Origin of the sequence: Streptomyces venezuelae ATCC 10712 (assembly GCF_008639165.1) — a bacterium.
In the GTDB taxonomy this organism is placed as follows: Bacteria; Actinomycetota; Actinomycetes; order Streptomycetales; family Streptomycetaceae; genus Streptomyces; species Streptomyces venezuelae.
Genome location: NZ_CP029197.1, coordinates 6,195,051 through 6,208,291, shown reverse-complemented (window position 1 = coordinate 6,208,291; position 13,241 = coordinate 6,195,051). Strand labels below are relative to the sequence as shown.

The 13,241-nt window shown below is 69.7% G+C and carries 14 protein-coding genes; 9 read left to right on the top strand and 5 right to left on the bottom strand.

Annotated elements, in window-relative coordinates; all coding sequences use genetic code 11:
- Positions 1-4: 4 nt before the first annotated feature.
- A complete protein-coding gene (locus DEJ43_RS28710) occupies positions 5-346 on the bottom strand; it encodes a hypothetical protein (RefSeq protein WP_051025947.1) in 342 nt (113 codons plus the stop codon).
- A 183-nt stretch (positions 347-529) separates the two neighbouring features.
- On the opposite strand from DEJ43_RS28710, the gene DEJ43_RS28705 reads away from it, so the two are divergent.
- Complete coding sequence (locus DEJ43_RS28705; protein WP_015036902.1) at positions 530-1,645, top strand: hypothetical protein; 1,116 nt, start codon at positions 530-532, stop codon at positions 1,643-1,645.
- 45 nt (positions 1,646-1,690) lie between these two features.
- Here the strand turns inward: DEJ43_RS28705 and DEJ43_RS28700 are convergent, their stop codons facing one another.
- The 4 genes from DEJ43_RS28700 to DEJ43_RS28685 all read right to left on the bottom strand — a co-directional run bounded on the left by DEJ43_RS28700 (position 1,691) and on the right by DEJ43_RS28685 (position 5,277).
- On the bottom strand, positions 1,691-2,584 hold the full coding sequence (locus tag DEJ43_RS28700; RefSeq protein ID WP_015036901.1) for a phosphotransferase family protein: 894 nt from the start codon (positions 2,582-2,584) through the stop codon (positions 1,691-1,693).
- Positions 2,581-3,963 carry an NsdA family TPR-like regulatory protein gene (locus DEJ43_RS28695; protein WP_015036900.1) on the bottom strand — a complete coding sequence of 461 codons (1,383 nt, stop codon included), beginning with the start codon at positions 3,961-3,963 and terminating at the stop codon, positions 2,581-2,583. The genes DEJ43_RS28700 and DEJ43_RS28695 overlap by 4 nt, the downstream gene beginning before the upstream one ends.
- A 197-nt stretch (positions 3,964-4,160) precedes the next feature.
- On the bottom strand, positions 4,161-4,349 hold the full coding sequence (locus DEJ43_RS28690) for a DUF397 domain-containing protein (protein WP_041663008.1): 189 nt from the start codon (positions 4,347-4,349) through the stop codon (positions 4,161-4,163).
- A 7-nt stretch (positions 4,350-4,356) separates the two neighbouring features.
- Entirely contained in the window at positions 4,357-5,277 is a 921-nt protein-coding gene (locus DEJ43_RS28685; RefSeq protein WP_015036899.1) for a helix-turn-helix domain-containing protein, read from the bottom strand.
- A 287-nt stretch (positions 5,278-5,564) separates the two neighbouring features.
- On the opposite strand from DEJ43_RS28685, the gene DEJ43_RS28680 reads away from it, so the two are divergent.
- The 8 genes from DEJ43_RS28680 to DEJ43_RS37610 all read left to right on the top strand — a co-directional run bounded on the left by DEJ43_RS28680 (position 5,565) and on the right by DEJ43_RS37610 (position 13,202).
- A complete protein-coding gene (locus tag DEJ43_RS28680) occupies positions 5,565-6,170 on the top strand; it encodes a DUF6624 domain-containing protein (protein ID WP_015036898.1) in 606 nt (201 codons plus the stop codon).
- 354 nt (positions 6,171-6,524) lie between these two features.
- Entirely contained in the window at positions 6,525-7,265 is a 741-nt protein-coding gene (locus DEJ43_RS28675; RefSeq protein WP_015036897.1) for a hypothetical protein, read from the top strand.
- On the top strand, positions 7,262-7,975 hold the full coding sequence (locus DEJ43_RS28670) for a hypothetical protein (protein WP_015036896.1): 714 nt from the start codon (positions 7,262-7,264) through the stop codon (positions 7,973-7,975). The genes DEJ43_RS28675 and DEJ43_RS28670 overlap by 4 nt, the downstream gene beginning before the upstream one ends.
- A complete protein-coding gene (locus tag DEJ43_RS28665) occupies positions 7,972-8,613 on the top strand; it encodes a GntR family transcriptional regulator (RefSeq protein WP_015036895.1) in 642 nt (213 codons plus the stop codon). Before DEJ43_RS28670 ends, DEJ43_RS28665 begins: the two co-directional genes overlap by 4 nt.
- Before the next feature lie 854 nt (positions 8,614-9,467).
- Positions 9,468-9,665, top strand: a complete 198-nt coding sequence (locus DEJ43_RS28660; protein WP_041664300.1) for a DUF5999 family protein — start codon at positions 9,468-9,470, stop codon at positions 9,663-9,665.
- A gap of 353 nt (positions 9,666-10,018) precedes the next feature.
- Positions 10,019-11,965 (top strand): glycoside hydrolase family 15 protein, encoded by a 1,947-nt coding sequence (locus DEJ43_RS28655; RefSeq protein ID WP_078508914.1) that lies wholly within the window; start codon positions 10,019-10,021, stop codon positions 11,963-11,965.
- Positions 11,962-12,861 carry a helix-turn-helix domain-containing protein gene (locus DEJ43_RS28650; RefSeq protein ID WP_015036892.1) on the top strand — a complete coding sequence of 300 codons (900 nt, stop codon included), beginning with the start codon at positions 11,962-11,964 and terminating at the stop codon, positions 12,859-12,861. The genes DEJ43_RS28655 and DEJ43_RS28650 overlap by 4 nt, the downstream gene beginning before the upstream one ends.
- Positions 12,858-13,202: a hypothetical protein gene (locus tag DEJ43_RS37610; protein ID WP_015036891.1), complete on the top strand. Its 345-nt coding sequence runs from the start codon at positions 12,858-12,860 to the stop codon at positions 13,200-13,202. The genes DEJ43_RS28650 and DEJ43_RS37610 overlap by 4 nt, the downstream gene beginning before the upstream one ends.
- Positions 13,203-13,241 lie beyond the last annotated feature (39 nt).

The window sequence follows — 13,241 nt, the reverse complement described above, 5'->3', positions numbered from 1 at the left end:
CAGCTCAGCGGTACCAGTCGAGGGGTTCCGCCGCGTACGTGCCGTCGGAGAGGACCGCGTCCGTCAGCTCGAACCGCTGCCGGCGATCGCTGGCCGGCTCCGGCCAGGTGATGACGGTGCCGGCAGGCCGGCTGCTGGCGAGCTGGACCACGTGGCCGTCCGGGGCCCGCGTGCCGATCAGGGTGTACGTGCGGGCGGGTCGCGTCGCCGCCCCGCCTCCGCCTGGTGCGGTGCTGCGCCGGGCACCACGTCGACGGCGGGCCCCTGAGACGAGGGCGACAGTCACGAACACGGCGCAACCCCCCAGCAGCTCCGCGATCGAGCCGGTGATCACATCGTTCAGCATGTCGGTGAGTTCTCTCCCTCTCTGCCCTTTGCCCGCGTCGCACGTGCCCCTGGGCCCGGTCGCGTGACCGCGCGGGGACCGCAAGGCGCCGGTGAAGTTGCCCACTTCCGCCCCTGCGGCCCCATTGAGCCAGACGTTGAATTTCCAGCTCCACGGCACTTCGCGGGGTTCTAAAGTGCGGACGTGAATCGCGACGACACCTCGCCCGCAGACCGGGAGCTGCTCAGGCACCTCCACGACCGCGACCTGGCCACATCAGCGGCGCAGCTGGAACGCTGGCGGCGAGCGGGCCTGTTGCCGCGGCACGCCCGCAAGGCACTGGGCAGAGGCCGCGGCTCATCATCCGTTCTGGACCCCCGCACCGTGGAGATCGCCGATGTCCTGACGCGGTGCAGCGGGCAGGGCAAGGACCTACGCGCCACGGTCCTGGCCTGGTACATGCGAGCCGGTGCACCAGGAGCGCACTCCCGCAGGCCGGTCCCGGAGCCACCCTTCGAACCCGTCCGTGACGCCCTCGTCTGGGCCCTGTGCCGCAGTCCTGTCCAACGCCTGATCGAGCAGGCCCGTCGGGCGCGCGACGACACTGATACGGACGTTCTCTACGCCGACGCGGAGAAATACCTGGCCCGCTCGCCGGGCCCGTTCGGTCATCCGGCACGTATGCGCGAAGCGATGCTCGACGGCGGTCAGGACATCCAGCCGCCACCACGCACTGGGCAGCGCAGCATGGTCAACCTGATCGCGCTACTCGGACTGCCGCAGGGGGAGGTGAGTGGGGAGAGCTTCGCGCAGGCGGTGACCGCCTCTGGGGCACTGCCGGGAGCGGACGGCGCGACGCTGGCCGCAGCTTTCGAGCAAGCTGAGCAGGACGGAACCCTAGAGCACCTCCTACACGTGGTACAGCAGCGTGACATGGTCGCCGAAGCCGAGACCGTCAGCCCCGAGAGGCTGGCCCGCGCCCGGGAAGCCGCCCGCGTCCTGGGCTTCTGCGGCGGCCTATACCTCATGCATGGCCTGCTGCTCCCGGACACCCCCGGCCAGCAAGCCATCCGCGCAAAAATCGACGAGCTGGGCCTGGGCGAAGCCGCAATCACGGCAGCCCAATGCGTCAACAAAGTCATCGCGGCCAACGTGCTCAGCTTCTGCTTGGACCCATCCTTCGACCACCTCATTGCCCAGCTCAACGAGGTCATGATGGAGCACATGGCCGGCGTCTTCCGCCTCCCCGGAGAAGTGGACTCGGCAGAGGACCTCATGGTCCAGTGGCTGGCAGCGCTCCGGGATGAAGCAGAGCAGTAGCGGGGTTGACCGGCAGTTCCCACCACGAACTGCACGGCGGTGTCCCTACCCGACTGCGTTCCATCCCCACGGGCGCGGCCCCCTCCTTCCTCGTAGGCAGTCAACCCGGCCATGTGCTTCACTCCTCGCCGAGGGATCAAGGTCCGCAATCTGTAGAGCGAAGGTGACGAGCCGGAGCTCGCGGATGCCGCGGAGCGTTGGATACCCAGCCCAGTCCATGACGTCGTAACCGTACTGATCGCAGAAGACCCGATACTTCTCGGCGGAGAGGCTCCCGAAGGTATCGACCTCGATAGCAGTCGACGTCAGGTCCCATTCAGGAGGGCCGAGGGAGGTTCGCTCGTAGTCGAGGAGAACGGCTCGCCGGAACGGTCCCTTGATCACCGCACAGTTTCCCGTCCAGGCATCGCCGTGGACGACGCAGTCCCCACGGCTGCCGGGCAGACTCTGCCATTGGCCTTCGAGTTCACGAAGATGACTCAAGAGCCAGGCGCGATCTTCTTCGGATACGGCACGGGAGGCAACGAGCCGTTCCTTGATCCGGACAAACGGGTTGAGCCGACCGATCGCGAAGGTCGGAACAGGGAGGCTATGGAGCTGGGCCAGAAGGCCAGCGAGGTCTGCCTCGGTGCCGGCCTCGTGTGGAGGGAGTAGCGCCCAGAAGGTTGCCGCTCGACCGCCCGCGAGCACCGGCTGGTCTATCGCGAGAGGTTCGACCGTCGGCACGCCGGCGGCACTTAGCCACCGTGCCACGGCGACTTCGCGAGCGGCGGCTGCCTCTTGACCGGGCCTGGCGATCCTGACGACGATATCGGCGGTCAGCCGCCATATCGCGTTCTCGGCCAGTCGGATGAGGGTGGCGCCCTGGGCGGAGAAGCCGCGTGCCGCCGCAGCTTCCGCGAGCAGTGCCCGGGACGCCTCGATGTCGGTCGTGGTCATGCCAGTACGGTACCGATTCTGGCTCGGAGCTCGGCGAGCTCCGGCCTCCGGCTGAAGGGAGCTGCGGCCCTCGCCAAGGAGGCGACATCGGTAGCGGCACGCCGGGAGCGTAGGCGTCCGACGTCGTCCAGGGCCCGGGTGGCCACAGCAACGGCTCGATCCGGCTCGCCTGTCGACATCAGCAGCGTCGCGAGCTTGGTTCCGGATAGTGCTCGGGACCGGGTGAATTCGCTGGTGTGTCCCTCCACCGCGGCCTCAAGACGGTTGCGCGCCAGCTCCACTGCTCCCCGGCTGCCTGGAAGCATCGCGATGTCGAAGGCCGCATGCCCTGTGTCGCCCAGGTGCTGGGCGTGGTCGTAGAAGACCATCCAGGGAGCTTCCTCGCCGGCGCCCTTCGCCCGAGTGACGATGTCGTCGGAGAGGCCGATCGCGGCACGGGCCTCGTCAGCACGCTTCATCTTGGCCAGAGCGCGCGCCCTCGCGTTGTGGAGCATCGCCTGCTCGCGCGGAGTCAGTCGATCGGACCGCACCAGACCAACCTCCGCAAAGGTGAGCCCTTCCTCTGGATGGCCGCGCCAGATCTCCTGCCTCGCACGCCAGTTGAGGGCGCTGGCCCGCAGGCTCCAGTTGTCGGCCTCCTCGGCGCACTGGCGCCCCAGCTCCAGGAGCGTGGTGGCCTCGTCGTGCTGGAGGCGATCGAAGGCTGCGGCGCCGAGCACGATCGCCAGCCGGCTGACGTCCGTGAAGAGGTCCTGCTTGAGCGAGGTGGGGCAGTCGAGCTGCAGGAGGGCTCGGGCCCTGGTCATCTCCCCCTCGGCGGCGCTCTGGACGAGCCCGTCCCCGCCGAACCGAGCATCCCATTGAGACAGGGCAATGGAGGCAGCTCGGACCTGTTGGATGTCCTCCACACGTACTGCCCTCGGACGGGCCAGATCAGAGGTCACAGCCGTGGCTGCAACGCCGAGCCCTCCAAGCAAGACCATCAGCTTCCGGCGTTCCACTGCAGACATCCTCTTCAGGTAGGAGACCGGGATCTCCCCCACCTTGCCCGAGGGCCGGTCGTCCATGCCGCCCTCCAAGGGAAGGGCTGCACCGTTGTCCGCATGGGAGCCCTCCCGCTGCTCCTCGCGTTCCACGTATCGCCACAGTCGCACTAACGCTCCGCCGGCGTCGAGCGCAACGTCGAACTTGGCCGCCAGCTGTGCCGTGCACCTTCGCTGATTCTTCTCGATTCGCTCGATCAACGTGCCACTGAGCTGCACCAACTCGCCCAGGGCCCTGGAGGAGAGCCGCCGCACCCGCCGCCAGTTCCGAAGTTCCTTGCCCCACCAGGCACGCACCGAGTGGTTCTCGTCCAACGGCACCGGCCTCTGCGCCATGGCTCCCCCTTTCGGATTCCCCATGCGGACAAGGGGCTTGTCCGCATGAACAGATTTCTTGAATACCCCACTCCACGCTCCGAGTTAGGCCAAACCGACAGACTCCACCCGCCCAGGCGCGGGCGATCGTGGGGACGGACACGACGAAGCCCGGCTCCTCCCAGGGAGGCGCCGGGCCGACACAGGTGGGGCAGGGGTCAGATCACGCCTTGATCCACCGCGGCAGTGAAGGCTTCCCACGCCTCGGGGCCCACGCTGATCGTGCCGTCGCCGGGTCGCTTGGAGTCACGTACGCGGAGGCCGTTCGACGTGAACGCGCACTCCACGCACTCGTTGTTGGGGGAGCCACTGTACGAGCTGGTGAAGTATTCGAGCTGGTCTTCCACTGGTCCTCTACTTACTTGCGAGCTGCAGGAATCGATCACGCGCATCGGCGATGAGGGCCGCCGATGCGGATGGGTCCAGCGCCTCCCGGCGCAGGTAGGTGTGGCCACCCGCGTATTCCTCAACCGCCTCTGCGTTCTCCAGGAAGACGCCGCCGGTCTGGTGCTCCAGAAAGACGACGTCGAGGGCCGGGTCGGGCCCACCGAATCCACCGTAGATCACGTAGGCGCCGAGCCCCGCGCTATAGGCGCCACCTTCGAATGGGAGCACCTGGATCGTGATGGCATCCTGGCTGCCGCGCTGCAGAAGCTGCGACATCTGGGCCGCCATCACCTCGTGTCCGCCGACGGTACGCCGTAGTACGGCCTCGTCGAGAAACACGTCGTACCGGGGCGGCATCTCGCGGTCGAGGATCTCCTGCCGCCGCATCCGGAGGCCCAGACGGTCCCCCAGGTCGGCCTCTGGCAGAGACCAATCTGGGGTTGCCTTGATGCTCTTGGCGTAGTCCATCGTCTGCAACAGACCTGGTATCACTCCGCCGGCGAGCTGACGGATGTGGGTCGCCTCGTCCTCCAAGGCCAGCAAGAGGCGCATGTGCTCCGGAAGATCGCCTCCGAAGTCCATCCACCACCCACCACGGTCCTGGCTGCTCTTGGCCAGGTCGACCAGCTCCAGGCGCTCATCGTCCGACGCTTCGTAGACCCGGCACAACTGGTCCACGAGGGGCCACCGAACCTTGGTCTTCGCGCGCTCATACCGGCTCAAAGTCGCCTTGGAGATCCCTACCCTGGCCCCGGCCTCCTCCAAGGACAGCCCTGAGCCCTTCCGGAGGGCGGCAAGACGGATGCCGAGCAGGCGAAGGCGGGTGGTCGGACCTTCCCAGCCGGGGACATCAGCCGAGGCGGCTGGCCCTGTCGGCCCTGACAGCATGGCGTACTCCCTTTACGCGAGTGCCGCCATCCTTCCCGCTCACGCGGGGCGGCCACAAGGCAAGTTACACGGCGCGGTTTCGGCAGCTGCATATGCGTGATCCGCTCATGCGGACACTCTCACCGTGAGAGTTTCACGGCTGCCCGCTCAGCGACATACTCCAGTCGCCGCGCCAAGCAGGAAGCGGACTTCGGTCCCGAGCGCTACGCAGCCGTCCCAGTTCAGCGGCTGCAGAGCCGTGCACATCCCGCAGCAGTCCGCCGTCGCGTACGCCTGAGGAGCCTTCCATGGCAAATGAGCGCAACACGATCGCCTCCCCGCGAAGCCCGAACCTCGCACGTGAGCTGATTACCCGGGCGAAGCAGTCCGACGAGCACTGGGCCCGTCTCACCCGGCTGCCGCCGTCCGACCACCAGGTCGGCGTGGGCCGGCACATCGACCACACCAACGCCGAAGTCCTGAGCCGCGCTCTCGCGGAGCACGGGTGGCCGGATGTGCCGCTCGTGGGAGAGGGCGGCGCGAAGGCGGCGTGGAAGCTCGCGCTTCGGGCCGACACCCGCCCCGACCTGCAGCGGCTCGCCTACCGAATGATGCACGCAGCGGTGGAGCATGGCACCGCGTCGAAGCAGCAGTGGGCCCACCTGTACGACCGATGCCTCCTGGGGGCCGGCCGGCCGCAGTTCTACGGCACCCAGTACCGGCTCGGCGCCTCCGGACCGGAACTGGAACCCGTATCCGAGCCGGACGATCTCGACGCGCGCCGGGCCGCCATCGGCCTCCCGTCGGCCTCGATGGCTCTGCATCGGCTGCGACGCCGCCTCGCAGTGGCTCCCCACTTCGACGACGACGAGTACGTCGATTCGTTGGGGCCGCCGCTGAGAGACGTGGCGTAGTAGCTGCCCGCGCGAATGAACCACCCCGCCCCTGGCCACCGAGGGGGCAGATCTGGACCGGGGCCCCTCTACCGGCAATCCGCATTTGGCGGGGGCGGGGTGGCGGCGCACCGACAGGAGTGTGTGCCGCCCCGGCCGCCGAGTGGTCCGTCCCGACCCGAACAGCGGCGGCCGGCTCCTTCCTCTTCTCCTGCTCCTGCTCCTGCTCCTGTACCGAAACCGGCGAAGGATACCGGAATGCCCTGCCTTGCCCCGGCCGGTTTGGTCGTACTGGTGCTCTTCGCGCTTGTGGCCATCGCCGGCCCGTACGTCTCCCGCCGCTTCCGCCCCGCTACCCGATCCACGGTGCCCACTATGACCGACAGCCCCCCTGATCGCTCATCACCGCAGTCCCAGCCCGCTCAGCTCCAGGCCGTCCAGGACCGGCTGAAGGACATCCTGGCCGATGCTCCAGGCCGCCATGTCGTGTCCTTCGAACTGCCCTCTCGGTTGTCGGTGCTCTCCTACCACGGCCCGATCCTGGGGCTGCCCGGGACGGAGTCGAGCGACGTCACCACCATCGGCATCGTCCGTGAGGCCCTGGCCGACGCCGGGATCACCGCGGAAGTCGAGCAGTGCTCCGCCAACCTCGCCTACCCCGGTGTGCGCACGACCCCTTTCGACGTCAGGGACGCCGATCGGCTCGTCCGCCTGGTCCTCGACCGGATGCCGCAGCCGATCCTCGTCGCGCGAAGGCTGGCGCAGGTGCTGGCCGCGCACCGGTGCGTCTACGCCGACAGGGTGGAAGCGCGAGCGGGCATGGTGTGGGACCTGCTGCTCACCCTGGATGACGTCCGTACCGTACTCGGCGCGCTCGGTGAGAGCACAAAGGAGCTGAGCACCTACGGGGCCGAGTTGTACGGACTGGCCGACCGTGTCGCTCAGATCCTGCAGGACCAGCTCGGTGGCAAGCGGATCAGGATCAGCGCGTTCCCTTCCCGCGGTCAATTGTGCGGCACGTGCCACGAAGAGATCCTGGCGGTCGAGCCGCTGTCGCCCGAGCAGGCCGAAGCCCTGGCGGCCGCGCTCGTCCGGATGCTGCCGGAGCCCTCGTGAACCGCCAGCCCCAGCTGGAGCTGGTCCCCGCCGTCGCCCTGTGGAGCGACCAGAGCGTCGACATACCTCCTGTGTGCCTCGCTCCCGAAGGCATCCACCACCAGGGCCCCGAGGAGCGGGAGATGGGGGTTCTGTGGCCGCGGATCTCCGGCACCGCGACCGGAACTCCCCGGTACGCGGACGTCAACCCCTTCCAGCAGCGCAAGGCCATGGCCGAGCTGCGATGCCAGATCGGCATGGGCCCGGCCACCCGGTCGTCGCTGGGCGTGCTGTGGCTTCTGCCCGTGCCAGCAGGCACGGAGGACGACCCGGCACGCGACTGGGAGGCGGGCGAGAACGTGATCGAACCGCCCACCTGTCTGTTCCACGCCCGCGATGCCACCGTCAGATGCCCCGAACTGCGCCATGGCCACGAGGCGGTGTGGGCGGGCGTCACCGAGCTGGTCGGCGTCGCGGGGGTCTACTACCCGCCCGACCGGCCGCAGCCGGTCGAGCGGACGCTCGCCCTCGGCGACCCGAACCTCGCCTTCATGGTCGCCACGGCGCTGGTCCGCTATCTGGGCGCCATCACACCTGTGGACCTGAACGATTCCCGGCTCTTCACCGACGCGGTGCCCTGTAACGCGCCGTCCGGCGACGCAGCCGCAGTCCGCTGTCCCTCACGGCCATCTCTCTCTCCGTGCTCCGACTCTCTCCTGGATTTGACGTGATCGCCTCCTTCCTGGATCGCCGCCGGCCGTCGGCGGCGGACCCCGCCGCCGCGCAGACCGCAGGCATGCTGAGACAGGACATCAGCATGCTGCAGTCGGTGAAGGGCAGACGCACCATCGCGTCGGCCGAGACCGTCGAGGATGCCTACCACCTCGTGTACGCGTCGACGGGACCGTGGCTCGGCGTTGCCCGGACCCGGCGCGCCACGAGCCACTCCCCGGCTGACCAGGCACGGTGGGATGCTTGGATCGCGGCCCTCACCCCGTCCCCCCACGGCATCCGAGGCACCTGGCCCCAGGCATGCCTCCTAGCAGGCCAGGGCCGCGAGATGCTGCGGACGCTCCTCGGGGCCCTCGTGCCGTGCCTTCCCGTCGACCTGGTTGCCCAGGAAATCCAGCGGCGCATCGAGAGCGGGACCTTGGCCCCGTCATCCCGTATTCGCCAGCGTGCGATGGCGAAGTCGCTGCGGGTACCGACCTCCTACATCGGCCTGGCGCTCGTGGACCTCGCCACGACCGGGCTGGTGGAGCTCCACGCCAGCGGGCGCTTTGCTGTCGCGCCCGGCGGCCACCGGGTGAGCCGGCCCGGCCGCTGGCAGCACATCGCCATAGGCGCGACCGAGGCACGTGAGGCATGAGGGCCCGCATGCTCACCCTCGCCGAGGCTCCCCTGCCGCACCTGGAACGGCAGGTCCTGGAGCTGATCGCCGAGGGCCACGAGGACCCGGAGGTCGCAGCCCAGCTCGGGCTGAAGAACCCAGCTCTCGTGCGGTACCGGCTCGCTCGGATCGCGTGCCGTTTCCGGCTCGACGCCGTGGTCCGGCCGCAGCTCGTCGACTACGCCTATACCCACGGCGCTCTGCCCACCCCCGTTGTTCTCCAGCCGCTGGTGCTGGAGGCGAACGCGTACGACCTGGTCCGCACGCTCGCCGCCGGCGAGCCGGTCAACGCCTACGCACGGCGCCTGGGACTGAAGCCCTACCAAGCGGATTACCTGTTGAAGGCGACGCGGGCCAGGCTGGGTGCCACGTCGCGGCCCTCGATGATCCGGCGGGCCTGGCAGCGGCAGGTCCTCGGCCCGACGCCGTTCGCCGCGGACCTGGGCCGCATGTACGACGAAGGCCCACAGCCGCCGGGGGCGGGGCGCTGGGTGATCGTGCCGCTCCTGAGCGGCTACCGTCTCGCGGGCCCGGCCGATGGTCTCCAGCGCACCCGGCACCTCGACGTCCCCGACCAGGAGGCGGCCGACGCCGCCGCGCGGTTCCTCTCCGGCCGTGCGGGCTTCGCCCCCCTGTGGACCACCAAGCCCCCGCGCCCGGGCGACCCAGTCCGCGTCAGCTGGGGCCGATCGCTCCCGGCGGTCCTCGCGGGGCCCAGAGTCGCGCCGGTCCGGCCGCCGCGGCACGCCGCGGCCTCTGCCTCCCCCAGCATGCCTGACCGACGCGCTCCTGCCTCACTTCTCCCCCGTTCATCTCCGGCAAGGACCTCACCTATGTGCGAGCACCCGACCCCCTGCCCGTCCGCCAACTCCCCCGATCGGGAGGCGGCCAAGCCGGTAGCCCCTCACCCCGAGCAGGGCTGGACCCTCCTTTGCAATGGCGTACTTCTGTTCGAGGACACCGGTGAGCTGCTTCCCGACGGCAGCATCATCGCCCCGCACCGCGGCCTGATTGCGGCGGTGGCCGCGTGAGCGTGACCGCCTCCAACGGGCCGACCCCCCTTCAGCTGGCGGGTGCCGCCCTGCGCGCGTTCGTCTCCAACCACCCGTACGACACGGCTCTGCCCGCGGTCGAGGACCTGGCGCGCCGGATCCAGCAGACGGTGCGGCTCACCCGTGCCGCACTCAGAGAGCTTGACCAGGCCGGCGACATCGCCCGGGCAGGCCGCCAGCCCACGCGGCGGTTACGTCCGCACGAGGCGCACCCGAAGGACGCCACCTACGTGCAGGAGATCCGTGACGAGATCGGATCGGGCCGGTACGCCCCCGGGCGCCCGTTCCCCGTGGGCCTGTTCGCCCACCGGCACCGTCTCGGAGCCCCCCGGATGGCCCGGATCTGCCGCCCCCTGCTCGCCGAGGGGCTCTTGACCAACCGTGCCGAGGCCGACGGCGCCCGCCTGTACGTGGCCGACCGGACGCCCGCTCCCGGTGGGGGCCCGGGGCGGATCGAGGACTACGGCCTCCTCGGGGACCAGAGGGGCAGCGCCCTGGTCCGGCGCGATGGGTCCATCGACTGGCTGTGCATGCCGCGGTTCGACTCCGCCTCCGCCCTCTCGCATCTCCTGGGCACCGCCGATCACGGCTTCTGGCAGATCGCCCCCACCGCGCTCATGGCCGGCACCGGCATCCCCGCCTCCTACCGCCAGTACGCGGGCAACTCGCTCGTCCTACAGACCCGTTGGAGCAGCGGCACCGACGCCGTCGTTGTCTCCGACTTCATGGTGCCTGGCGGCGGAACACCCCGTTTGGTGCGGAGCGTGACCGGAATCTCCGGCCAGGTCACCATGCGGTCCCTCCTGCGGGCCCGCCCTGGCTACGGACACATCGTCCCCCGAATCAGCGTGTTCGACCAGCGTCACGCCATCGACCTCTCGGACGAGCACGGCGAAGCCCGGCTGTGGCTCGATGCCGACACGCCCGTCCATCTCGACGGCGCCAACCTCGTCGCGGACTTCACCGTCACCGAGGGCAAGACGGTTGCCTTCGACCTCTCCTGGCGGGAGGGGGTGGACAGCCCCCCGCCGGCGCCCATCGACGACGCGCTGATGAAGTTCACGCTCGACTTCTGGGAGGAGTGGGCGGCTCGCTGCACGTACACCGGGCCGGACCGCGAGGACGTCGCACGCTCCCTGCTGACCCTGGGCGCCCTCATCTACTCCCCCACGGGCGCGATCGCGGCCGCGCCCACCACGTCCCTGCCCGAGGAGATCGGCGGCGTCCGCAACTACGACTACCGCTATGCGTGGCTGCGCGACGGCGCTCTCACCGCTGGTGTCCTGGCGGACTACGGCTACCTGCGCGAAGCCCACGCCTGGGTCGACTGGATGGAACAGACCAGCAGCACCGCGCGCGGACGGCGACAGATCATGTACGGGGTCGGCGGCGAGACGAACCTGACCGAGCGGACCCTGCCCTGGCTGCCGGGATACGAAGGCTCGACGCCGGTGCGCATCGGCAACGGCGCCGCCTCGCAGCTCCAGGTCGACATCTACGGCGAACTCGCGGACGCCCTCTACAAGATCGCGATGGCCGACCTCAGCTGGGCACGGCGGATCGGCGCCCTCGTCGTCACCCTCGCCGCGGAGGCGGAGGAGCTCTGGGAGCTGCCCGACGCAAGCCTGTGGGAAATCCGCGGCGAGGAACGCCACTTCACTCACTCCAAGGTCATGGCCTGGACCGCCGTCGACCGCGGCGTCTGGTTCATTGAGGCCGGCTACGCCGAAGGTCCCCTGGAGCGATGGCGTGCCCTTCGCGAGACGATCCACGCCGAGGTCTGCGAGAAGGGCTACGACGCCGACCGGAACACGTTCACCCAGTCCTACGGGGCGCCGGAGCTGGACGCCGCCCTCCTGCACGCCATGCTGTCCGGCTTCCTGCCCGCCGACGACAAGCGGGTCATCGGCACCATCGAGGCGGTCCAGCGCGAGCTGGGGACCGACGACGGGTTCCTCCTGCGCTACCACACCGCTGGCGAGGAGATCGCGCTGGACGGATTCCCCGGCGACGAGGGCCGGTTCCTGTTCTGCACCGGATTGCTGGCCGAGGCCCTCGCTCTGATCGGCCGTCCCGACGAGGCCCGGACCGTTCTCGACAGCCTCCTCGCCGTCCGCAACGGCCTCGGTCTGCTCGCCGAGGAGTACGACCCGCACACCGGCCGCCAGCTCGGCAACTTCCCCCAAGCGTTCAGCCACATCGGCCACCTGGGCGCCGTCGCACGACTCAGCAGCCTGGCCAGCACCGCCGCGCACCGTCCGAACGGAGCTGCTTCGTGAGGCCCTTGTGGGATCTGCCGGACTGGATGCCGCGCACTGGCGAAACCCTCCCCCGCCCGTGCGGTCAGGACTTCGACGCCGTTCGCGTCGCCGCCGACCTGGCGGTGCCGGCCCTCACCGCGCTCGGGTCGAACGCCGGTCCGGTCCTCGCCAACCACACCACTCGGACGTATTTCTTCCTGGTGAAGCCGGGATCCGTCCTGCCCGGGCGCTGGACCTTGGGAGTTCGGGTCATGCCGCGTGGCGCGATCATCGGCATCCCCCCGATCGGAACGACCGGCGGCCGGGACATCCACTGGGCCATACCCCCTGGCCGTGGCACCACCTACGCCGATGATCTGAAGCGGATCCTGACCAGCGCCGTCCCCTCGGCCGTCATGGCAGCCAGGCCGGGCGGCAAAGCCTCCGTCATACCCGCCGCCTCGGGCCGCACCGCCACCCAGGCCCGCACACGCCCGCTGTCCCCGACTCTGCTTGCGGTCGGTGAACTGCTGCTCGCCGGTCATTCGGAGGCGCAGATCGCCCAGGCACTGAGCCGGCCCCTCTGGACCGTCCGCAAGCACCTGACCAACATCGGACGCCTCTTCGACGCGCCCAACCCCGCCCGGAAAGCCGCCGCCCTCCTGGCCGGTGGCCATCTCTCCCCGCCAACGACCCAGATGCTCGCCCCCGACCTCATCCCGACCGACCTCGCCGTCCTGCGCGTCCTCGCCGGCATCGCCAGGGATGCCGAACTGCCCCCTGAGCTGCGGCCCACCGGGCGGTTTCTCGACTACGTCGACGACCTGCGCGAGCGGTGCGGCGCCCGCACCGACCCCCACCTCATCGCCCTGGCCGCCGTCTGGGGCCATCTGCCCAGCCTCACCAACCCCGCCTCCGGAAAGGAGCAGCCGTGACCCGAAGCGCACGCTTACCCGTCCCCTCGATCAGACTCCGGTGGTCCGCATCCGACCTCGCCGAGATCATCCCCGGCCTCATCGTCATCGGCTGGAACGTCGCAGGCATCGCCCTGGCCGGAACTCTGGTCATCGACGAGATCGACAGCCCCCGCGAACTCGCAGCCGCGACCGCACCGGACCTGGACCCGCACGCCGAAGAGCAGCCGCAGCACGAAGCGACCAACGCCACGGCAAGCACCCTGACGTACCACGGCAAGGCCCCCGCAACGCACCCGGTCCACCAGACCGCCCCGCCGCCGCTCCACAGCGACGACCCCCACGAGGAGCTCTGGTCGTGACCCAGCACCCGACCCCAGAGCACATCGGCGAACGGCCGA